23 protein-coding genes and 2 pseudogenes are annotated in these 21,254 nt (G+C 62.0%); 11 read left to right on the forward strand and 14 right to left on the reverse strand.

The genetic code is table 11. The features are described 5' to 3' along the window. The first annotated feature begins 363 nt into the window (after nt 1–363). Together HDG32_RS37055 and HDG32_RS36530 are read left to right on the forward strand one after the other, a co-directional pair. Nucleotides 364–1,542 (forward strand): hypothetical protein, encoded by a 1,179-nt coding sequence (locus HDG32_RS37055; RefSeq protein WP_311540128.1) that lies wholly within the window; start codon nt 364–366, stop codon nt 1,540–1,542. Beyond that, on the forward strand, nt 1,473–3,092 hold the full coding sequence (locus HDG32_RS36530) for an autotransporter outer membrane beta-barrel domain-containing protein (RefSeq protein ID WP_311540129.1): 1,620 nt from the start codon (nt 1,473–1,475) through the stop codon (nt 3,090–3,092). Before HDG32_RS37055 ends, HDG32_RS36530 begins: the two co-directional genes overlap by 70 nt. A 285-nt stretch (nt 3,093–3,377) precedes the next feature. On the opposite strand, the gene HDG32_RS20605 is transcribed toward HDG32_RS36530, so the two are convergent. Next, nucleotides 3,378–3,629 carry a DUF1488 domain-containing protein gene (locus tag HDG32_RS20605; protein ID WP_018425166.1) on the reverse strand — a complete coding sequence of 84 codons (252 nt, stop codon included), beginning with the start codon at nt 3,627–3,629 and terminating at the stop codon, nt 3,378–3,380. 69 nt (nt 3,630–3,698) lie between these two features. Next, the gene (locus tag HDG32_RS20610) at nt 3,699–4,016 is read right to left on the reverse strand and encodes a hypothetical protein (RefSeq protein ID WP_184070281.1); all 318 of its coding nucleotides are present in this window, start codon (nt 4,014–4,016) and stop codon (nt 3,699–3,701) included. Here HDG32_RS20610 and HDG32_RS20615 point away from each other — a divergent pair. Further along, nucleotides 4,008–4,253 (forward strand): hypothetical protein, encoded by a 246-nt coding sequence (locus HDG32_RS20615; RefSeq protein WP_184070283.1) that lies wholly within the window; start codon nt 4,008–4,010, stop codon nt 4,251–4,253. The two genes, HDG32_RS20610 and HDG32_RS20615, sit on opposite strands and share 9 nt — an antisense overlap. A gap of 137 nt (nt 4,254–4,390) precedes the next feature. Here the strand turns inward: HDG32_RS20615 and HDG32_RS20620 are convergent, their stop codons facing one another. Further along, nucleotides 4,391–4,996 carry a TetR/AcrR family transcriptional regulator gene (locus HDG32_RS20620; protein WP_184070285.1) on the reverse strand — a complete coding sequence of 202 codons (606 nt, stop codon included), beginning with the start codon at nt 4,994–4,996 and terminating at the stop codon, nt 4,391–4,393. 130 nt (nt 4,997–5,126) lie between these two features. Between HDG32_RS20620 and HDG32_RS20625 the strand changes: the two genes are divergently transcribed. Then, a complete protein-coding gene (locus HDG32_RS20625) occupies nt 5,127–6,050 on the forward strand; it encodes an NAD-dependent epimerase/dehydratase family protein (RefSeq protein WP_184070286.1) in 924 nt (307 codons plus the stop codon). Between the two features lie 2 nt (nt 6,051–6,052). Beyond that, nucleotides 6,053–6,397, forward strand: a complete 345-nt coding sequence (locus tag HDG32_RS20630; protein WP_184070288.1) for a DoxX family protein — start codon at nt 6,053–6,055, stop codon at nt 6,395–6,397. A 257-nt stretch (nt 6,398–6,654) separates the two neighbouring features. Here HDG32_RS20630 and HDG32_RS20635 read toward each other — a convergent pair. Continuing rightward, nucleotides 6,655–6,789: pseudogene (locus tag HDG32_RS20635) on the reverse strand (alkene reductase); the annotation flags it as partial. A 30-nt stretch (nt 6,790–6,819) separates the two neighbouring features. Then, nucleotides 6,820–7,524, reverse strand: a complete 705-nt coding sequence (locus HDG32_RS20640) for an SDR family oxidoreductase (protein ID WP_184070290.1) — start codon at nt 7,522–7,524, stop codon at nt 6,820–6,822. A 349-nt stretch (nt 7,525–7,873) separates the two neighbouring features. On the opposite strand from HDG32_RS20640, the gene HDG32_RS20645 reads away from it, so the two are divergent. Next, on the forward strand, nt 7,874–8,485 hold the full coding sequence (locus tag HDG32_RS20645; protein ID WP_184070492.1) for a TetR/AcrR family transcriptional regulator: 612 nt from the start codon (nt 7,874–7,876) through the stop codon (nt 8,483–8,485). Between the two features lie 249 nt (nt 8,486–8,734). Here the strand turns inward: HDG32_RS20645 and HDG32_RS20650 are convergent, their stop codons facing one another. The 4 genes from HDG32_RS20650 to HDG32_RS20665 all read right to left on the reverse strand — a co-directional run bounded on the left by HDG32_RS20650 (nt 8,735) and on the right by HDG32_RS20665 (nt 10,727). After that, nucleotides 8,735–9,451 carry an O-methyltransferase gene (locus HDG32_RS20650; protein ID WP_184070292.1) on the reverse strand — a complete coding sequence of 239 codons (717 nt, stop codon included), beginning with the start codon at nt 9,449–9,451 and terminating at the stop codon, nt 8,735–8,737. 74 nt (nt 9,452–9,525) lie between these two features. Further along, complete coding sequence (locus HDG32_RS20655) at nt 9,526–9,822, reverse strand: 4Fe-4S dicluster domain-containing protein (RefSeq protein ID WP_184070294.1); 297 nt, start codon at nt 9,820–9,822, stop codon at nt 9,526–9,528. Nucleotides 9,823–9,824: 2 nt separating this feature from the next. Further along, nucleotides 9,825–10,133, reverse strand: coding sequence for a hypothetical protein (locus HDG32_RS20660; protein WP_184070297.1), 309 nt, complete (start codon nt 10,131–10,133; stop codon nt 9,825–9,827). A gap of 12 nt (nt 10,134–10,145) precedes the next feature. Continuing rightward, on the reverse strand, nt 10,146–10,727 hold the full coding sequence (locus HDG32_RS20665) for an RNA polymerase sigma factor (RefSeq protein ID WP_184070298.1): 582 nt from the start codon (nt 10,725–10,727) through the stop codon (nt 10,146–10,148). 305 nt (nt 10,728–11,032) lie between these two features. Here HDG32_RS20665 and HDG32_RS20670 point away from each other — a divergent pair, with 305 nt between their 5' ends. Then, nucleotides 11,033–11,770, forward strand: a complete 738-nt coding sequence (locus tag HDG32_RS20670; protein WP_184070300.1) for a transporter substrate-binding domain-containing protein — start codon at nt 11,033–11,035, stop codon at nt 11,768–11,770. Nucleotides 11,771–12,053: 283 nt separating this feature from the next. Here the strand turns inward: HDG32_RS20670 and HDG32_RS20675 are convergent, their stop codons facing one another. Further along, nucleotides 12,054–13,292 carry a TIGR03118 family protein gene (locus HDG32_RS20675; protein WP_184070302.1) on the reverse strand — a complete coding sequence of 413 codons (1,239 nt, stop codon included), beginning with the start codon at nt 13,290–13,292 and terminating at the stop codon, nt 12,054–12,056. 261 nt (nt 13,293–13,553) lie between these two features. Here HDG32_RS20675 and HDG32_RS20680 point away from each other — a divergent pair, with 261 nt between their 5' ends. Further along, a complete protein-coding gene (locus tag HDG32_RS20680; protein ID WP_184070304.1) occupies nt 13,554–13,889 on the forward strand; it encodes a hypothetical protein in 336 nt (111 codons plus the stop codon). Between the two features lie 247 nt (nt 13,890–14,136). Here the strand turns inward: HDG32_RS20680 and HDG32_RS20685 are convergent, their stop codons facing one another. Next, complete coding sequence (locus tag HDG32_RS20685; protein WP_184070306.1) at nt 14,137–15,354, reverse strand: FAD-dependent monooxygenase; 1,218 nt, start codon at nt 15,352–15,354, stop codon at nt 14,137–14,139. 173 nt (nt 15,355–15,527) lie between these two features. On the opposite strand from HDG32_RS20685, the gene HDG32_RS20690 reads away from it, so the two are divergent. Beyond that, nucleotides 15,528–16,472 carry a LysR family transcriptional regulator gene (locus tag HDG32_RS20690; RefSeq protein WP_184070308.1) on the forward strand — a complete coding sequence of 315 codons (945 nt, stop codon included), beginning with the start codon at nt 15,528–15,530 and terminating at the stop codon, nt 16,470–16,472. 36 nt (nt 16,473–16,508) lie between these two features. On the opposite strand, the gene HDG32_RS20695 is transcribed toward HDG32_RS20690, so the two are convergent. Continuing rightward, a complete protein-coding gene (locus HDG32_RS20695) occupies nt 16,509–17,126 on the reverse strand; it encodes a dihydrofolate reductase family protein (RefSeq protein ID WP_184070310.1) in 618 nt (205 codons plus the stop codon). A gap of 420 nt (nt 17,127–17,546) precedes the next feature. Between HDG32_RS20695 and HDG32_RS36535 the strand changes: the two are divergent. Next, nucleotides 17,547–17,699: pseudogene (locus tag HDG32_RS36535) on the forward strand (EamA/RhaT family transporter); the annotation flags it as partial. 195 nt (nt 17,700–17,894) lie between these two features. Here the strand turns inward: HDG32_RS36535 and HDG32_RS20705 are convergent. Both HDG32_RS20705 and HDG32_RS20710 read right to left on the reverse strand, forming a co-directional pair. Next, nucleotides 17,895–18,962: a rhodanese-like domain-containing protein gene (locus tag HDG32_RS20705; RefSeq protein ID WP_090807797.1), complete on the reverse strand. Its 1,068-nt coding sequence runs from the start codon at nt 18,960–18,962 to the stop codon at nt 17,895–17,897. Between the two features lie 57 nt (nt 18,963–19,019). Further along, complete coding sequence (locus tag HDG32_RS20710; protein ID WP_184070312.1) at nt 19,020–19,676, reverse strand: peroxiredoxin; 657 nt, start codon at nt 19,674–19,676, stop codon at nt 19,020–19,022. 915 nt (nt 19,677–20,591) lie between these two features. Between HDG32_RS20710 and HDG32_RS20715 the strand changes: the two genes are divergently transcribed. After that, nucleotides 20,592–20,873 (forward strand): DUF4148 domain-containing protein, encoded by a 282-nt coding sequence (locus HDG32_RS20715; protein ID WP_184070314.1) that lies wholly within the window; start codon nt 20,592–20,594, stop codon nt 20,871–20,873. The last annotated feature ends 381 nt before the right edge of the window (nt 20,874–21,254 follow it).

A 21,254-nucleotide genomic window follows, 5' to 3' on the forward strand; every position in this document is an offset into this window, starting at 1 on the left:
TGGAAAGCGGAGATCCAATCGGGACACGACGATATGCTTAGGCGCTTTTCTCGGGCGGCGAGCCGTTGGTAACTCGCATGACAGGAGCGCAATCGAAGCCTTCCAGGCTAATTCTTGACAATTCAATCTGCCTACCTACTCTTAGCAGAACTTGGCAACAACTCAATCGCGTGCGCACAACCAGTAAGGCAACGACTGTTCGGGGAGATGCTTTCCAAAGTCAACGTCGATGGGTCGGTCTCCGGAAGTCAAGCTCGCTTGACTTGGCAAACTTCCACCGGCAGGTAACGGAGGGTCATCGTGACGGCAAGAGCGATTCATCGCGCATCGTTAAGCACGTTGGCCGGCGGCGCGCGCGGTCGATTGACGATTCCGCTGACGACGCGGCACCAGCGACTCAACCCTTTTTGCATCCTCCATGCCATATGGCTCATGGGCCTGTCACCCGTGCCGGCATTGGCGCAGCAGACGGTGACTGAGCGGCCCAATCTCTCCGGGAGCGAAACGATCGACACCCCCGCCAACAACGTCCTGTTCGTTGGCACCGATAACACGAGCACCAGCTTCTCCGGCACGATCAACAATGCTGGCGTTGCGAGCGATCCAACGTCGCAACAAGGCCAGTTTGTCAAAACGGGGGGCGGCACACTGACGATCGACGGCGCAAGGATCCGGGGGGGCTCCGCATTCGTGATTGGCGGTGGACTGGCGGCGACGAGCAGCGACGCCGCCATCGACTATCTTTCGCTGGGCCTGGGCAATGCCCCAACTCTTCCCGGATCGACGTCGTCTGGCACGTTGAACGTGAGCGGCGGCACGCTAACGTTCAACTCCGCGCTCCAGGTCGGCGACTTCGGCGGCACGGGCACGGTTACGCAGACCGCGGGCAACGTCGTCTTCGGTATGCCGGGCACGCCGGTGTCGCTGAACATCGGCAACCAGGGCGGTACGGGCACCTACAACCTGGCGGGCGGAACGGTCACATTCGGCAACAGCACCACCGACTTCATGACGCTCGGCCGCAATACGCAAGGCAACCCGAGCAGCGGCACGCTCAATCTGAGCGGCGGCACCTTCAACGTGGCTAATGGGACGCTGTTCATCGGCTCGAACGTCACGTCCACGGGTAGCCAGGGCACCGGTACGATCAACCAGACCGGCGGTACCCTTGCAATCGGCAGCGCGTCGAGACTGTTCCTCGCGGCGGCCGGCAACGGCACGTATAACCTGTCGGGCGGCACACTGCAGATTGGCGGAAGTTCGCTGTTCGGCGACTTCAACAATCTGGGTGGCACCTATGCATTCAATCTCGGTGGAGGAACGATACAGGTGGTGGGTTCGGCGCTGAGCGCAGGCGTCAACGCAACGCTGGTCGGAGGCACGACGTCGACCATCGACACCAACGGCATGGGCGCGACTTGGTCCGGCGTGCTCTCCGGAAGCGGGGCACTGGCCAAGGCCCCGGCAACGGCGTGCTCACGTTATCCGGCCAGAACACCTTTACTGGTCCGACCAACGTTCGCAATGGCGTGCTCAATCTGACCGGCTCGTTGCAGTCGCCGGTCAATGTGGAGGCGAACGGAACCCTGGGCGGTACAGGAACGGACTTGAACACCGTCACCAATGCCGGAACGGTTGAGCCGGGCTTCGGGCTCCCGGCAGGGCAATTCGGTGCAATGACTGTCAAAAATTTCGTGGGTGCCGGCGGCACGCTCGCGCTGCGCACGTTCCTCGGTCTGGATGGCTCGCCGTCGGACAGACTCATCATCAACGGCGGCAGCGCCGACCCTTCAGCCGTACGTATCACGAACGCGGGCGGCTCCGGTGGATTGACGACGGGGAACGGCATTCTCGTCGTCGAGACAACCAACGGTGGCACCACGGCGTCGGACGCCTTTTCGCTCGTCGGCGAGGCGCGCGGTGGCGCCGAAGACTATCGTTTGTTTCGCGGTGGCCTCAACAGCAGCAATCCCGAGGACTGGTTTCTGCGCTCGTCGTTCGTCGTGCCGCCCCCACCGGGGGGAAGCGAAGAGGAACCGGAAACTGGACCTGGCACCGAGCCCCCACCGGATCCGCTGCCGCCAGGCGTCTACCCGATCATCGGGCCGGAACTGGCCACCTATGGCGTAGTTCAACCGGTCGCCCGGCAGATGGGTGTCGAGATGCTCGGGACGCTCCATGAGCGCATCGGCGACACGCTCACGACGGAGAGCGGCGGCGCGGGCGGCTCGGGCTGGGCAAGCTCCGCCTGGGGACGCGTGTTCGGCGGCCAGATCGACAACCGCTACGAGGCTTACGCCGATCCGCGCGTGAGCGGCGGAGTCGGAGGCGTGCAGACCGGTCTCGACCTATGGCGTGGAAGCGTCTGGCCCGGTCATCGCGACGCTGCAGGCGTCTACTTTGCATACGGCTACGGCAGTGCAGATGTCGATGGCCTGGTCACCAACGCAGCGGCAACCGGATACACGCTGGAGCACACCGGCTCAATGCATCTGAATGCATATACAGGCGGAGGCTACTGGACGGACTACGGCCCCAGCGGCTGGTATGTCGATGCGGTTGTGCAGGGTACGCACTACGACGGCGCCGCGACCACTCAGTTTGCGAATCTGCCGGTCCGGGGTACGGGCTTCGCGACATCACTCGAGGGGGGCTATCCGATCCCCCTGCCGCTCGGCCCGGGTTTCGAGCTGGAGCCGCAGGCGCAGATCATCTGGCAGCACGTGTCGTTCTCCGACGCGAACGATGGTCTGGGTGAAGTCTCCCTCGGCTCCACTTCGGGCGCGAGTGGCCGCCTCGGCGTGCGCGGGAAGTGGACCATCGAAGGCAGCCAGGGAGCGGTGTGGCAGCCGTATGTGCGTGCCAATCTGTGGCGGGATTTCAATGCCCAGGCCACCACGACCTTCGCCAATGACCGGGTGCCGCTGAATGTGCAGGCCACGCGACTGGAGCTCGCCGGCGGTGTCACCGCCAGGCTCAAGGAGCGGCTGAACCTTTACGGACAGCTCGGCTACCAGTTCGCCGTGAGTGGAGACAGCAATGTCCGCCGTAGTGGCGTCGCGGGCGATCTCGGCGTGCGCTATCAATGGTAGGGCCTCCAGACGTGCAAGGTGTCCTGCATCCCGACCTTCCAGGTCGTGGATGCACAAATGTAGGCAGGCAAAGGAGACTTATAACTGCCTTGCCAGTCCTGATATCAAGAGTCGACTTCGGTCGAGAAGTCGTCAGCGATCGCCCCGGCGACTGGCCGAAGTGCATCAAAAACAGCCTCAGGATGCGGAAGCCGTCGACCGGCAGCAGCGGATCGAGCCTGCATGAAAACGCGTTGATCGCCTGAACTGGATCAACTCATTCAGCATGGGTGACCGGATGAAGCTTTAGTGCAGCGTGTAGAGAGTCTGCGGCCCCTCGGCATACAGGGTCATGGCGACCTTCAGGATCTCATTGCGATTCCGGTCGAAGGAGGCCAGCACCTCGGCTTCGTCAGTACCGAGGGCGGAGTCGAAATGCTTCAGTACGCGGTCTTCCACAAAGAAGGTAATCTCGCGTGCTTTGTCGTATCCCCAGAACCACACGCCATGCCTGATCCCATCATAGCTGCGGCTGGGGTTGGAAAAACTGAGTGCCATGTGTCGTCCTTCGTTCTACGCCTCAGATGGACCGGGTTGCACGCTCACTACCTGCGCGGCGCGCTCCCGCTAGTGCGGATCGCCTTTCATGCTTTCGGCTTCCATCGCGGCATGCAATTCCTCATACGCCTCGATTGGTTCCATGTCCTGATCGACGAACGCGGCTGCGCGCTCAGCGGCGCTCGACGCGTCGCCCGGGATATCGCTCTCGCTGTCGTCGTCGGTACTTGGCGGCAGCAGCATGTCCTCAAGCATCCCGCGCAGCTCGGGAGTATTCCATGGCTTGCCGAGCTTGGCCTTCCTGTTCAGGTAATGACGAATTTCCGAGTCTTGCTCGGCCGTGAGCGGAAGCCCACGAAAAGTGGGGTCCGAGTGGTGATGGATCATGATGCGCCTCCCGAAGCGGTTTGCGCCTTCAATGTGGAGATATCAATTTACTGCGGTGAACGTTACAAGTTGCATGTGATCGCTGTGCCGCGTGTCCGCGGCCAACCGATTTACGTCTTCTTCTTGGCGACAGCTTCGTTCGCAACCCGCGAACGAACCGTGCTGAACGGCTTCGCCGGCACTGACGGCTTCGCGGGTTGCTTGGGCTTTTTCGCTTCGCGAGTGCTGCGCAATTGACTCTTGGCCATGGTGTTGCTCCTGATGCGTTGCGTGACAAGGTGGTATTCCCAGCATACGCGCTTAGTCTGGTTGCGGCGTCAAAATGAACTGATGTGGAGTGTCGCTACGCGGAAAACTGCCAGGGTTGGCCCATTTTAGCGAAGTGCAGCCGACACCGCCTCGTCAATCTGCAGCGCAAAGCGCGCTTCAACATCGGGCACCGTGTAGCCAATTGACAGTTCCAGATACGCGTCGCCTAGCACCAACTGAACGAATGTCGCTGCCCGCAATACAGCAGTCGATTCGTCAAATCGCTTTCGCAGAATTTTTGCCGCGAAGGCACGCACGACCTTTGCGCCATTTTCGTAAAACACCTGGCCGAGTTCCGGAAGACGCTCGGCCTCAGCGACGATGGCCCGGTAAAGCCGCAGGTGATCCGGCACGATAAGGCTTCGTGCCACCAACCACCCCAACTCGTGCAACTCGGCTTCGGGTGATCCATCGGATTGCTCGTCCTGATCCCCGGCAAGAAGTCCACCCACCTGAGCGCACATCGAGCTCACCAGACCAACGAAGAGTGCCTCCTTCGACTTGAAGTGGCGGTAGACCGTCTGTTTGCCGACGCCAGCGGCCGCGGCGACATCGTCCATTGTTGCCAGGCCGAAACCTTGGCTTAAAAAAACGGTTCTCGCGCCTTCGAGGATGGCGGACCGCTTACGGCGTTGCAGCGGGCTCAGGTCGGGGAGAGAGGGAGTGTTCATCCCAGATAAATAACAGATCGCCGAGTAGTTGACAAGACTGGTCAGTCTCGTTTAGATTTGTCAAAACGAGACCGGCAAGTCTCGTTCGTGTGACTTATCAACTTCGCAGGCAATCATCGAGGAGAACGCTATGGAACTGTTCATGACAGGTGGTACTGGCTACATCGGGCAAGCGGTCGCGCGCAAGGCAATCAGCCGCGGCCATCAGGTGACGGCGCTGGTGCGCCAGGACAGGTCGGCTGCTGCCAGCGCGCTAGCAGATCTCGGCGTGAAACTGCATTCCGGCGACCTGCGTGAGCCACAGTCTTTCGCTGCGACCGCCGGGGCCGCCGAGGGCGTGGTGCACATGGCGTCGACCAATGATGCTTCCGCCGGTGCCGTTGATGAGGCTGCGGCTGTAGCGATGCTTTCGCATTTGCAGCCGGGCGCGGCGTTTGTCTATACGTCGGGCACCTGGGTCTACGGCAATACGGAGGGGGAGCCCGCGACTGAAGCTTCGGCGCTGAACCCGACACCACTCATCGCCTGGCGGCCCGCAGTGGAGCAACATGTGCGGGCGCTAGCGGCGAGCCGCTCGATTGCCGCAGTGATTCTCAGGCCGGCGATGGTGCACGGCTACGGCGGTGGCGTCTTCGGCATGTTTGCCGGGATGGTCCGTCAGACCGGCAGTGTGAGGGTCGTCGGCGATGGTCGCGATCACTGGCCTGCCGTTCACGTCGACGATCTCGCCACGGCTTACCTGAGCGCGGTGGAGCAGGCGGCAAGCGGGGACGGTCGGGTTACGGGACAGATCTTCAACGTGGTCGCGGAAGATGCCGTTGCCGTTGCCGAAATGGGTGAAGCGATTCGGGCCTCGGTCGGCGCCGATCGCGTCGAACTCTGGTCGCTCGACGATGCTCGCAAATCGCTTGGACTGTTCGCTGACGCACTGGCGCTCGACCAGACAGTAAGCGGCCAGCATGCCCGCCGAGTTCTTGCGTGGGAGCCCCATGGCCCCGGCCTGATTGCGGACCTCTCTGCACAAAAACACTTTCAGCAAATCAACGGAGCATGACGATGGCGTGGAACAGTGCGTCTTTAGAATCGATCCTCGCGACGATCGTAGCGGTTCTGTTCGCGGTTGCTGGGGTGGTCAATCTCGCAAGACCCGACGCGGTGAAGCGCGACTTCGCACGCTGGGGTTATCCGGCATGGTTTCAGTGGCTCTGTGGCGCTCTCGAGTTGTTGAGTGCGGCACTTCTTGCTGGACGACAAACCAGAGTCTTAGGCCTAACGCTGGCCGGTGCGATCATGATCGGTGCGCTCTTCACGTTGCTACGAAATCGGGAACCGTTCCGGCATCTCGCCCCGGCGCTGATCTTCTCGGCTCTCATTGTGGTTACTGCGGCGGTCCGCGGTTGAGGCTTCCTTGCCACCAGGCGAGTGAGCCCGGGACGCTAACAGGCCGTGCGGGCAATCCGTGTTGCAGGTACTTGAAATACGCACACGGATAGCTGCATTGGAGCAACTCCAGTTTGATCACGTGCGTCATGCGTCCGCTTTTTGTAGCGATGGCTGGGCGCTCCGGGTCGCCTGCCGCAGATCGCCGCTTTACGTGCCACGGGAAACGGTCCCTCATGCATGGGGCAGCGCGCGGCCACTACCGGCCATTCGTGGCGCATATCGCCGGCGTGGAAGATGGGATCGGAGACTCGCCCGACGTGCCAGAGCTGGGAGACGATCAGACCGCCGGCTGCGTGAACCGCAGAGGTCACCTCCTTCCAGCCCGCGACCTGCTTTTCCGTCCAGATGCCCGCGCGCGACGAGCGGGCGCTCCAGCGCCTTCAGTGCGGCGCCGGAGCGTCGAGATAGACGCCTGCCGACAACCCGGCCTTCACCTGCCGCGTGAACTCGTCGGTGGACACTTCCTCCGCCCCTGCCTCGATCGCGTCGTATGCCTGACGCACGACGTCGGCCGGCGTCGCCTTCGGCACTTCCAGCCCGCGCGTCAGATCCGTATCGATAAAACCGGCATGCAGCCCGACCACCTGCGTGTGCTGCTCGCGCAGCGAGTGACGCAGGCCGTTGGTCACCGCCCACGCGGCCGACTTCGACACGCCATAAGCCGCGAGGATCGGCCGGTTTATCCAGCTCGCAACAGACAGAACGTTCAGGATCGCGCCGCCGCCGTTGCCGACAAGGTGGCCCGCGAACGCCCGCGACATCGACAGCATCCCGAACACGTTGGTGTCGAAGTGATCGCGTAACGCGTCGAGCGCGCCGTCGTCCGTCAGACTGCCGAGCCGCGCGATGCCCGCGTTGTTGATCAGAAGCGTGACGTCGCCCGCCGCGTCGGCGGCAGCGGCCACGGCCGCCGGATCGGTCACGTCAAGCTTCACGGGCACGACGCCCGGCAGCATTACGCTGGCCGGATCGCGCGCGCCCGCATAGACCTTGCGCGCTCCTCTTTCGAGCGCCTGCTTCGCGAACTCGAGGCCAAGCCCGCGGTTCGCACCCGTCACGAAAACAACAGCACCTTCGATCTTCATATCTCATCCTTTCGCATGATGAATCGCATGTGCGCCGGTTCGCAGCGCGCGTGAAACCCGGAGAAAACAAACCTGCCCTTGCGTACCGAACCGTTGCGCCGCCGAACGGCGCCAACGTCGGTCGCCCGCCGCCCGCCGCCCGCCGGCATCAAAGAACCGCGATGAACCTGGACTGCCATCCGTTGCACGCCGGCGTTGCTTCGCGTTGTGCGCGAAAGTCGGCTACACTCGTGACAATGTCGGTCACCATCGTCTTACGGCGCATTGTGTCGACGTAATTACGGCATGTCAATGATGATCGACATTGTGTTTTTCAATCGACGCGATCGCTTGTATAAGGGAGAAATCGATGGGGGTGTCACGACAGCAGGCCGCCGAGAACCGCAGCGCGATTGTCGCGGCCGCCGAGCGGCTTTTCCGGGTACGCGGAGTCGATGCCGTGGGGCTGACGGAGTTGATGAAGGAAGCCGGTTTTAGCCAGGGCGGCTTCTACAACCACTTCAAGTCGAAGGATGCGCTGGTCACCGCGGTCATGGAAAAGGCGATGCAAGACTACGCGGATTCGCCAAACGGCGGCAGCCTGGGGAAGCAGGCGGCACGCTACCTGTCCGCCTCGCACCGCGACAACGTCGCAGCAGGGTGCCCGCTGTCCGGCTTCGCTGGCGACGCTCCGCGGATGACCGACGCGGCGCGTGCGTCCTACGCGCGCGGCCTCGCCGCGTATCTCGACCGGCTTGCAGCCATGATCGCCACGGAAGGCGCGACGACGGAACAAACCCGTCGCGATGCAATTGCAGCGTTCAGTCAGATGGTCGGGGCGCTCGTGCTGTCGCGTGCGATCGCAGGCGCCGATCCGGCCTTCGCCGACGAAATCCTCGACGCGGGGCGGCGCACGCTCGTCGACGCGCTCGAAGACCCGGTCACGCCGGACAGCGGGCGCCGCAGCAGGTCGGATGGCTGATACGCCGCCTGCGGCCCCGGGGGCCCTGCGTGGGAATGCGTAGGTCGGCGGGGGCAGCACGACTTGCGCGCAGTCTGTCCACAGGCGCAGCGCAGGCCATTCCGCCATCGTGCTGTCCGGACTTAACGAGGAGTTGCTATGACATTTGGCGCATCCGCCCCGGATGGTCGACAAGACATCGCATCGCCGAACCTTCCAGCTTGAATGGCACCTGAACCGGATTCTGGACGGCGTCCACTCTTCGTCAGCCTATGACACGACGACTGTAAATTCGACCCCTGATTCAAAGTCCAGCGTCGTGGTCGAAAAGCGCGGATCGCCGTCGAGGTAGTGCTTGTATGGCCGAACGGCGTCCTCGGCGGTGTACATGTTGTCGGCGAGAACGATAGATCCCGGGCGTAGCAGGCGCTCAATCTGCTTGAACAGATTCAGATAGGTGTTGGCCCAGACGTCGATAAACACCATGTCGAAAGTGCCGTCCAGCTCGGAAACGGTCTGGAAGACATCGCCCTCCCGCAGGTCAACGTAAGCGTCTACGCCCGCCGTTCTGACGTGGGCCCGAAGTTGTGCGCACTTAACAGCATCGAGTTCAGTCGCGACAACCGTCCCACTGCCTAACGTGCGAAGGGCCTCGGCGAAATACAGCGTGGACACGCCGCAGGAACTGCCGAGCTCGAGGATTCGAGCCGGCTTGTGCGAAAGCACCATGTTGCGTAAGAACCGTCCCGTTTCCGCTGACACGGCTAACGATAGAGGAGTGCCTTGCGAGGATTCGAAATCTTCGCTCGATAGCCCGAGCGTTTCGAGAAACCGTCCACGGAGTCGAGGTACGAGCGTTTCGTATTCCTCCGCGAGAGTCAGAAACTCCTCGCTCGATCCCTGAAATTGCGCCTGTGCGCGGGCTATCACTTCTGTCTGGCTCTGTTCGTGAAGCTGTCGCAGAAGATCCGTGGTTGATGAAGCCATGTGCGCTCCTTGAGGAGATCGATAATACTGACCACTGCGCCAGGCGGCCTGCGGTGTTCTTAAAACGCGTAACGCTATGCCGTTCTGGCGAGCTTGATCGCGCGTTCAGGGCACGCCGTCACACAAAGACCGCACGACCGGCAGGCGTGCGCGTTCGGTGTGTAGGCGACTTTCATTCCATGCACGCGCAGCTTGAGGCGGTGCATCAAATCGAGGCTGAGATAATCGACCTCATCGATGCGCCGGATCTCAAACACATTCTCAGGGCAGACCTCCAGGCAATCGCCCTTGCCTTCGCAACGTTTCAGGTCGACGACTGGCGCAATCACGCCCGGCTTCTGTTTGCAGTCGTACGTTGATTTCTCGCGCATGTTCAATCTCCCGCGCGCCGGTCGCGGCCCGATCGCCATGCCGTCTGGAAATGCTCCCGTTCTTCGGGCGTCATCGCTTCCCATTTGCGCCAGTGACGCCGTTCGCGCCAGCCGCCGTGTCCGCGGAATCCGCCAAACAGGATGCGGCTCAAAACCAGCAAGCCCAACGCATGCGCGAAGTCGATCGCACGGGCGCCAACGAATAGCGCCGGAATCACCCAATTCCATAGCGTCATGACCACCCATCCGAGCACGGCTATGGCGACCACCACCAGCAGCGCTTTGCCCACACATCTGATTCGAAACTTCATCCCTCGACTCCTCTATATATCCAGTTCGTCATAAATGGCCTGCAGTCGGGCGCGCAGATGCAAGACCGCGTAGCGTTTGCGCGCGAGCAGCGTATTGAGCGTGACACCGCTTTCCGCCACCATGTCTTTGAAGGACCGCCCCTCCAGCTCGTGCGCGATAAATACCTCACGTTGATTCGGCGGCAACTCATCGAGCGCATCCTGCAAGGCCTTGAGCAATACAGCGCGAGCGTAAAGCGCTTCGGGGCCCGCATCGTGCGCCGGCAGGGCGAGGTCGAGGCGATACTCACCGCTGGCGTCGTCCTCGGCCTCAGACAGATCGGTCAGCGGTTGCTCCTTCTTCTTGCGAAAACGATCGATGATGCGATTGCGCGCCGCACGAAATAGCCACGCGCTCGCCTGTTCGATCGGAGCGGGAAGCCGGTAAGCCTGCACGAATTCGTGGAACACATCCTGCAGGATGTCCTCGGCATCATCCGGGTCGCGTATTCGACGCCGGATAAAATTGACGAGCCTCGTGCGCTCACGCACCACGGTCGCGGTGATGTCGCTGTCTCGGTCGGTCATCGGGTGCGAGGTGGGTGGCGGTTCCATGCGCCTGAAGACGTTTCAGGAGCGCGAATATTGTGGTGAGCGCGAAAAATCTTTCCTTGAGCAACTGCCGGTTCGCTTGAGGCAGTGCGTGACAGGGTTGTGACCATTGATTGACCGGAAGACGTGGGTGCGTTTCCGTAGCGATGCCGCGCAATCCAACCAACGTCCATAAGACCGACACCCGATCCAGGCATAACCGCGTTCGTTTCAGAGAGAGCCGCCGCAACCACAACCGCGCATGTAAGTAGAATCGTCAACATTCGGCCCGGCATTTGATGGCCGTTCCCAATTGGCGAGACACAGCGATGAAGGTAACGATTGCGTACATCGAAGAACCCCCGTTCGGTTGGACGGAAGCAGATGGTACCCCCACGGGCGCTGACATCGATCTGGCCGACGCGGTTCTTCGGGCGATCGGCGTAGCCCGGATCGAGCATCATCTGACGTCGTTTAGTGAACTCCTGCCCGGCGTTGAAGCAGGCAGGTGGGATATGAACGTTCCGCTGTTCGTCACACGCGAACGCACCAATATGGTCGCGTTCAGCGTCCCGGTATGGGGGATCGCAGACGGTTTTCTGGTTCGGACTGGAAACCCGAAAGCGCTCGACAGCTACGTGTCGCTTGCCAAACTCGCTGATGCGCGCCTTGGCATCATAGCCGGACAGGTGCAGCACGACTCAGCGAAAGCGTCTGGCGTAAGCGAGGACCAAATAGTCGTCTTCGAGCATCAGGCCGACGCTGTCGAAGCGGTTCTCTCTGGCGCCGTCGATGCGTATGCGAGCACGGCCTTGGGGAATCGGAACATTGCGAACCGGATCGGAGGCTCAATGCTCGAGGCTATCGAGCACGAACCGGGAACGAAGGGCAAGCAGCAGAAGCCTCCGCTCGGGGCATTCTCGTTCAATAGAAGTAACAGCGATCTGATCCAGGCGGTAAACACAGCCCTTCGTTCATATCTGGGCTCGCCAGATCATCGTGCTCGCATGGCGGAATTCGGCCTGACGAACAACGAGATCGATCCCGCTCTCGCGGGTCGAGTATAAGACGGGCGTCGGCCAAGTGCTGCACCGAACCGCAAAATGCTACGATTGCCCGCTGCAGAATGTGCAAACCGTGCGAGGGGCATTTGCAGTTCTGCAGATATTGCGGACATGCCGGCGTCAGAATCAGATGTGAGTCAGGGCAGCCAGGACCTGACATCGCTGGTGCTCAACCACGCGTGGATGTGATGATCATCACACGCACTGCTCAAGCACACATCGTCTCGCATAAGCAATACCGCCGTTCTCGCATCGAGAGCGGCGCTTCTCAATTGCGCGCTTAGCGCTACATTCCAATGCTCATCCCGCCGCCCGCGCTTGTGCCGGTGTTCGTACCCGTGTTCGTACCCGTGTTCGTGCCCGTGTTCGTGCCCGTGTTCGTACCTGAGCTCGACGCCGTATTCAGATCGATTCTTCCGTAGACGCCATCGGCTTCGTCATTCGGCCCCGCCGCGAAGAAGAGCGTGCTGGAAGGCTGATTGCTGAGATCGTTGCCGAACGCGATGCCCCACACGCCCTGCTCGACGATCGGACTGCCGTTCGGTCCACTGATCTGTCCCATCGACTGACCGCTCGACGCGTTGAAGGCATTGATCATGCCATCGCCGAAATTGCCGATCAGAATTGCGCCGCTCATCGAGCCGAAGTTACCGGGCGCTTGCGCAATGCCCCACGGCGCGTTCAACGGACCGCCTGTCGCGAAGCGTTGCTTCAGGTTGCCCGCGGTATCGTACACATCGACCATGCCGAGCCCCGCGCCCGGGACATCGTCGTGTTTGGCCGCGTCTTGCATCGCGTAGGTGACGAACAGATTCGAGCCGATCGCCTGAATGCCGAACGGCGCGAAGCCGGCTGGAATCGCCGGGTCCGTGAAGGCGCCGGGCATCGCGACCTTCGTGAACGAGGTATCGAAGACGTCGATCTTGTTGTTATGGAAGTCCGTCGCGTAAAGGAAGTTGCCGTTGTTCATCGCGGCGAGCGCGAGACCCTTGTAGACGGCGCCGCCCGTACCGTCGTCGTACATGACGAACGCATTGGTCGGCCCTACGGCGGGCGCCCACGCGGTGATGGTGCCGCCTTCGCCCGTGAAGATGAACGCAGCGACTCCAGACTTGCCGTTTTCCGTGACGCCGAAGCTTTGTGTTCCATTGAAAACGATGCCCGTGGGCGATGCGGAGCCGTTCTTGCCGTCGGGTATCGTGACGACCAGCGATTGCGGCACGCCATTGCCGTCATAGAGCGTCGCGACGTTGGTGCCGTTGTCCGCGACCCAGACGAAACCTTTGGGATTGAATGCGACGCCCCAAGGGTTTTTCAGATTAGCGTCGGTGTGTGCTGCGGGCACCGCGCCATCGGATACGAGGGCCGTCGCTGCGAATGACGACTGGACGGGTGGGCTCGCGCTGCTCGAACTCGCGCCACCGCCACCGCCGCCACCGCCACCGCCACCGCCGCCGCATGACATCAGAGTCGCGACGGCCGCGCCGCATGCAACGACGCCGAATAGAGCGAGTAGAGACTTCATGACCGCACTCCTTGTTCTGCCCAAAGGACTTAACGGTCAATGAACGAGAACGGCGCGGGGTTTATTCCAGCGGAGAGGGGCTTATTTCGCGGCAGATCTCGTGCGATCCAACGGCTGGAGTCGCCCCACGACCGCCACTTCGTGCGCCGCCGATCGCTTCGCTGCCTACAAAAGCACGCGGCACGCTGTTTGCGACATTGCTGTAGCGCGGGCGGGAACCGTCTGCGTCTATCTTCCAGTCCAATTAAGGAAGGGCGGATCATGAGCAAGGCAACCATCACACTAGTCGCGGCCGTCGCCGCACTCTCGCTGTCGGGCGGCGCTTATGCGCAGGCGGCCGGAGGTCAGAGTGGCAGCGGTTCGACCGGTACAGCCGGCAGCACGGCTAGTCCGTCGAACCAGATGAACGGCGCAACGACGGGCGGCTACGGCATGCCGGGCACCACCAACTCGGACAGCGGCATGGGCGCCAAGGCACCGAACTCGGGCCTGCCGAGCAGCAATAGCAGCTCGACGTCTGACACCACCGCCGCTCCCAAGAGCAACGACACGCTGGCGACCCCGAGCGTGGTGTCGCCAGCCGCTACCGGCCATTGACAGCTGGTAGAAATAACCGTCAGCCGCGAATCAGCGCAAGCACAAAGGGCTGCGATCGCAGCGACATAGGTGCAATTGCGACCGGCGCGCAGTTTCCCGGATAGTAGACGAGCGGCAATATAGGTAACGTGATCAGGTTGACGCGCCACTCGGTCAATGGGTTGCATGTGACGCGTAGTGGCTGGAGAGAGGCGCCTGGCATGAGCATGCGGCCCACCGCCTCCCTATTGAAGCCTCATGGAGAGGCTCAAAGCCACGTGCCGCCTTGTCGCGCGCTCGGCTCTTGCGCAAGCGCATCGAAATCGTGAATCCAGTCGAGGTGATGCAGCATGCTGTCGCGCGCCCCTAGCCGCGCGTTGCGTTCCTGCGCGGCGGGGCCGTCCGGCAGATGCAACACGTCCGCGGTGCTGATCGACGCGTACTGCACCTTGCGCGTGCGGCCCCGGCGCAGACGCTCGTAGGCTTCCTGCGCTTCCCGCCACTTACCCGGGCCCGCCTTGGCGAGTTGCGCGGCCAGCACCACGGCATCCTCGATCGACTGGTTGGCGCCCTGGCCGTGATGCGGCACGAGCGCATGCGCGGCATCGCCGATCAGCGTCACGCGGCCCTTGCTCCAGCGGCCAAGCGGCGGACGGTGAAACAGGCCCCAGCGCTGACTGATCGGCACGGCCGTGATCATCTGCACGACGGCCGGATGCCAGTCCTTGAACAGGCGCAGCTGCTCGCCTTCGGTCGACGGCATGACCCAGTCGCGCGACGGCCACGGCGACGGATGACGCTCGACCAGCAGGAAGTTCTGATCGCCCTTGTCGCCGATCGGATAATGCAGCAGATGGCCGCCGGGCCCGACCCAGAACTGGATCGTCTCCGGATCGGGCAACAGGTCCATGCGCTCGGCCGGCACGATGCCACGAAAGCCCGAGCAACCGGAATACAGCACGTCGTCGTAGCCGAGCATCCAGCGTCGCGTAATCGAGCGTGCGCCGTCGGCGCCGATCACGAGATCGGCATCGATGCGCCGACCGTTGTCGAACGCGAGACTCACGCGATCGGGATGCTGCACGAGATCGACCAGGCGATGGCTGAGCTCGATGTACTCGAGACCAACTGCCTTCGACAGCACCGCCTGCAGATCGGCGCGATGAACGCCCCAGTACGAGCCACCGAACTGCTCGCGATAGCTGGGCATGCCGCGATGATGTCCAATGACGCTGCCGCTGCGGCCATCACGATAAATGAGCCCGGGTACTTCGGCGCACACGTATTCGAACGCGGAGCGTAGCCCCATGCGCTCGTAAAAGCGCGTCGCGTTGGCCGACAGTGCGACGGCCGCGCCCACTTCGCGCAACTCATCGGTCTGCTCGTAGAGTTGCGCATCGATGCCATGTTCGCGTAGTGCGAGCGCCAGCGTAAGGCCGCCGATGCCGGCGCCGACGATCGCGATGCTCAGATCCATCCGGTTCATGATTGTGTCTCCGATATGCGGGTTTATCGATTCGGGCCACTCTGGAACGCGCGCCCGGCGCGTCGCATGCGGATACCGTGTTGGTATTTTCAGCACTAGACGATCATTACTCAATAAGATGAAATGAATCTACTTCATCACTGAAATGAATGACCTTAGGTCATGCCGAGACCATGGAACTGAGCGATCTCGATCTCAACCTGCTGCTGCTGTTCCAGCGGCTGATGCAGGAGCGGCGCGTGGCGAGCGTCGCCGAGCAAATGAACATGAGCCAGCCGGGCGTCAGCAATGCGCTCGCGAAGCTGCGCCGCCTGCTCGGTGATCCGCTGTTCGTGCGGGCGCCGGGCGGCGTGGTGCCTACCCCGTTCGCGCTGCGTCTCGCGGAACCGGTCTCGCAGGCGCTCGCCACCTTGCACGCCGCGCTCAATCCGGTGACGGGCTTCGATCCGCTGCGCGAGATCCGTACGATGACGATCGGTATGACCGACATTGGCGAAGTCGTGTTTTTGCCCGCATTGCTGGAACGATTGTCGCGCGTCGCGCCAGGCATCGCGATGAATACGGTGCGCAATACGAGCGTCAATCTGAGCAACGAAATGGCCGACGGCCGGGTCGACCTGGCGATCGGTCTGTTGCCGCAGTTGAAGGGGGGTTTCTATCAGCGGCGTCTGTTCGATCAGCGCTACGTCTGTCTGTTCAGGCGCACTCACCCACTCGAGGACGCGCCGCTCACGCTTTCCGCGTGGCGCGAAGCCGAGCATCTGGTGGTGGTGTCGGCCGGCACCGGCCACGGTCAAGTGGACGAGTGGCTGAAACGGCGCGGCGTGCGGCGTCAGGTGCGACTGACGGTGCCGCACTTCATGAGCGTCGGCTACATCCTGCAACGTACCGACCTGATCGCCACGGTGCCCGAGCGCCTCGCTCTGGAGTTGGCCACGCCCTTCTCGCTCAGCCTGCGCGCGCTGCCGATGACGCTGCCCGCGGCGCCGATCCATTTGTTGTGGCACGAGCGCGTCCATCAGGATGAAGGCAATCGCTGGCTGCGCGAGGTCGTGATCGACCTGTTCGCCGATACCGTGGCGCGTGGCAGGCGAGCGCGGGACGTGAGGAAGAAATAGGCCTTCGTTTGTAAGCGTCGATCGGAAGCTTCGCGCTTACTCGAACGTTCCGGTTCGGACTTCGCCGTTGCGGGTGTAGCGCGTGATCAGCACGCCGCCGGGGGTGCTCGTCGCCTGTGCCAGCGTGAAGGCGGACGCTTGCGCATCGTTGCCGAACAGGCGTTTGCCGTGCCCGAGGATGACGGGATAAATCAGGAGTTGGAGTTCATCCACGAGGCCCGCCGCCAGCAGTTGGCGCACCATGTCGCCGCTGCCGAACGTCAATAGATCGGCACCGTCCTGAAGTTTCAGCGCGCGTATCGCGTCGGCAAGGTCGCCCTTCAGTGCATGACTGTTGTGCCAACCGAGCGCATCGGATCGATGCGTGGCCACGTGCTTGCGGACCTGATTGAACTGGTCGGCCATGTCGCGGTTGCGTGAATCGGCCGGTACATATGGCCAATAAGACGCGAATATGTCGTACGTGCAACGCCCTAGCAGCAACTCGAACGGCTGCGCGAGCAGATGATGCACACTTGCGCCGACCGCTTCGTCGGCGTAAGGGACGATCCAGCCACCCAAACGAAAATCACCACTGGCATCCTCCTCGGGCGCGCCGGGGGATTGAGCGACGCCATCCAGGCTGAGGAACATGGAAACGATGTGCTTGCGCATGATGTGCTCCTGGGCGATGAACCTGATCGGTTCCATCTATACGACGAACGAGTCGCGTGCGGATCGACAATCGACGTCCGCACCGGGTGAAGCCGCGCGAGCGAGCATCGCGCGGTCGGCGCACAATGACTGGACCCACGGGTGCCTGCGCCGCAGGTGTGAAGGTGCGCACCACTCGCCAGCGCATGGTCGGAAGATCGCCCGACACAGTGATGCGGACATAGCAGCCGGCGTAACGTCCGGTCGCCCGTGGCATTTCGTTCGATGGCCGATGGGTCTCGGCGGCCGTATTTGCCGTGCCCGTGCGACGCGTGGCAAGACGCGAAGCAGCCGCATCCGCCTGCGTTTCATTAACCCAGTTGCGCTTCACCCTTGAAACCGCCCGGAAAGCGCATTTCGCAGAGCATGGACGTCATGGTCATGACGGGTTATCAACTCGGGTTTGGCGGCGCCGTTCTGCTTGCGGCGGGCTACGCGACCGGTGGTTCGTTGCACGCGTTCACGCTGGGATCGATGGCATTGCTGGCCCATCTCGCTTTGCTGTCCGCAGTGGCCTTCACCTTGTGGAGTCTTCTGCTGAAATATAACGACGTTGGCAAAGTTACCGTTTTCAATTTCCTGGTGCTCGTATGCGGGGGATCTGGCTGGTCACGCGGCCGGCGCAACGGAGCGCTGGCTATTCGAAGGCTGGCGCGGCTTTGGGGCAAGGTCGAGGCTGTCGCCAAGGCCAAGGCTGAGCTTGTGGGGTTCCGAAGCGCCGATTCCCCCTCAAACACTATCCGACGCAACCGGCAACCCCTCCGTCCTCCACCGCAGCATCCCACCGGCAAGATTCGCCACCTTGCCGAACCCCGCCTTCGTCAGCAGCACGCTTGCCTGCGCCGAGCGCACGCCGGACCGGCACACCGCGACCACCGGCCGCTCGCGCTCCAGTTCATCGAGCCGCCCTGTCAATTGCGACAGCGGCACCAGCTTCGCGCCCGGCAGATGACCCAAACGATCGATGAACTCGGGCGCCTCGCGCACATCGACGATCTGAAACGCAGCGCCATGTTCGAGCAGCGCCATCGGCTCGATTTCCCACACGCCGCTAAAGCGCAGCGTCAACGGTGCCCAATCCGGCGTTTCGGTCGCAACTTCGGCGCCGCCTTCCGGCTGCCCGCAACGCATGTTTGCGGGCACCGCGACCGCCATCTGCTTCGGATGCGGCAAATTCAGGTTGTTCATGTACCCGGCGAAATCGCCGACGTCGACGTCGCCGCCCAGACGCGGATTGAAGCGCCGCTCCTCGGTCACGCTCGTCACCGTGATGCCGCGATAATCGTGCGCGGGATAGAGGAGGCAGTCGTCCGGCAGTGACAGGATCTGCTCGCGCACGGACGCGAACAACTGCTGCGGACTGCCCTGCTGGAAATCGGTGCGGCCACAGCCGCGAATCAGCAGGCTGTCGCCGGTAAAGGCCATGCTCAGATCGTCGAGCACGTAGGTCAGGCAGCCGTTCGTATGGCCAGGCGTCGCGCGCACGGTCAGATGACGCGTGCCGAAGTCGATCCGATCGCCATGCGCGAGCGCTCGCGTGACGCCTTTCGCCTCGACGACCCCGGCAAGCCCGATCTCGCTGCCGCAACGCAAACGCATGCGCCATGCGCCGGTTACGTGATCAGCGTGCACGTGGGTATCGAGCGTCGTGAGCAGCCATAGGCCCAGCTCGCGCAGCAGCGCCTGATCGCGCGGCACCTGCTCGTAGACGGGGTCGATGAGCACCGCCTCGCCGCTGTCGCCGAGTAAGTACGTGTAGGTCGACGAAGCAGGATCGAACAGCTGACGAAAAATCATCTGTATCCCTCAGGAAGGTCGGCGAGGCGGCCGCACGCGGCCGCCGTGCCACATCTGTCAACCCGGTTGCCTGGTGGTGCGCAGATACGGTTTGATGGTCTTGAAACCAGGGAAAATCTGCTGCGCCTCGTCGTTGCTGACCGCGGACGTGATGATCACGTCTTCGCCCTGCTTCCAGTTGACCGGCGTCGCGACCTTGTGTTTGGCGGTCAGTTGGATCGAATCGAGCACGCGCAGGATTTCGTCGAAGTTGCGGCCGGTGCTCATCGGGTAGGTCAGCGTCAGCTTGATCTTCTTGTCGGGACCGATGATGAAGACCGAGCGCACGGTCGCGTTGGTCGCGGCGGTGCGGCCCTCGCTGGTATCGCCCGCGTCGGCCGGCAGCATGTTGTACAGCTTGGCGATCGCGAGGTCGGTGTCGCCGATCATCGGGTATTTGACGGCGGCGCCCTGCGTTTCCTCGATGTCCGCGGCCCATTTTTCGTGGTCTTCGACCGGATCGACCGACAACCCGATCAGCTTCGCGTTGCGCCTGGTGAACTCCGGCTCGATCTTCGCCATGTAGCCCAGTTCAGTCGTGCAAACCGGCGTGAAGTCTTTCGGATGAGAGAACAGGACCGCCCATTGGTCGCCGATCCAGTCGTGGAAATCGATGGTGCCCTGCGTGGTCCGCGCGCTGAAGTTGGGCGCGGTGTCATTGATACGAAGTGACATATTGCCGTCCTGTGAAGTCGTGGTTAAGCGGAAGACCCGAGCCAGGCCTGTCTGCAACGGTCCAACACGAGCCCGGTTAATCTCGGGGATTGATAATCACCAACGCTCACAACGATAGACGAAGCTTTCGCGGCGCATACACGCGCGGCAAGTAGGGCGTCGCCGTGCAGAAGAAGCTCGAGATCGTCGCCTGTCGGGCGAATACGAGCATTGCCGCATCGCGCAGTGAGATTTCAAATATAGCGCGTTACGCACAAGCCATGCTGACACCCATCGAAGTCAGTCCGGCTGGCCACTTCGAAACGGCTTAGGGGAATGACGTTTACCGGTAAATCATGGACATTCGACTCGCCGGCGTGTGTTCGATAGCGCACATATTTACCGACCCTGATTTGATCAGACCGTTCAGTCGTCCAATGCCGGGCGCTAACGCGTGGTGCCCGGTGGCCGTCCGTCGTCCACGCCATGCGAGCAAGCGCGAGGCGCGTCGGAGCGTGCGGTACTGAAGCGGCGCTTGCAACAAACGCAGCCTCCGTCCGCTCGAAAAACATCTGCTGAATGCTCGCCATGATGGCCCGGTTTGGCGGCGAAGTGCGGATATTCGCGGTTGCGGCGGGTCAGTCCGCAGTGCTTGGCGAGTCAGGCGAACCCGGTTCGTCAAAGAGACTGCCAAATCGCCTTTATCGATAAACGGTCGGAGCATGGCTGGCGGACGCCGCGCATTTTTCGGAGACGGCATAAGCGGCTTTTAAGGTTGCAGGGCGTACCGTCATATCCACGCACTGAATCCCGGGCGCCCCGTCGATCGCTATCTGTTCGCGGTCCACCTCAGCGTGAAGATCGACTCGCTTTCCATGCAGTTAGCGTGGTCCATTCGATCCATCGAAATTTGCTTATTCACCAAGGAGCCAACTTATGAAAGTACTTATCGCTCATGCGATCCTTGCAACCACAATCGCCATTCCAGCGCTCTCGTCGGCGCAGCCCCTCAGTCGCTCCGAGGTGGAAGCGAACGTCATACAGGCCGAACAGAACGGCACGCTCCATCAGTCGAAAGTGCACTATCCGGACGAGAGCAGCCCGCGGCAGGCACACGCGAATAACGACTACGGTTCAGGGCCGGTAGTGAATTCGCAATCCGGACATCGCCTTTCCTTCGCAACGCCCTCAGATAACGCGCTTTTCTCGCATCACTGAAGTACTGGTGAGCGTTCGACATTCCATGCGAGCGTTTCGGTACTTCCACGCGCCTAACTTCCGGTTCTCATGCGGACGTCGCGCGTCCGATCCAACGTCGATATGAAAAAGCTAGTGCGCTCGATTGATTTCATTCTGTTGACCGCCGCGTCGGTGGGCCTCGTCATGTTTGTCGTCTGGCGAGTGGCGACGGTAAAGGGGTGGTTTTAGGCTCACGCGAAACGGTTGTCCGTTAAAGGATCGCCCTGTGGTTGGCGTTCCGAATCGACATTGCACCAATACCTCGCGGAATGAAACCTTTCGCATGCTTCGCGAATGCGGATGAGCCGCAATCAAATACTAAGGAGTTCTGCGTTCACACGTCTGCGACGCATGTGCAGC

The organism is Paraburkholderia sp. CI2, assembly GCF_014201055.1.
Classification (GTDB): Bacteria; Pseudomonadota; Gammaproteobacteria; order Burkholderiales; family Burkholderiaceae; genus Paraburkholderia; species Paraburkholderia tuberum.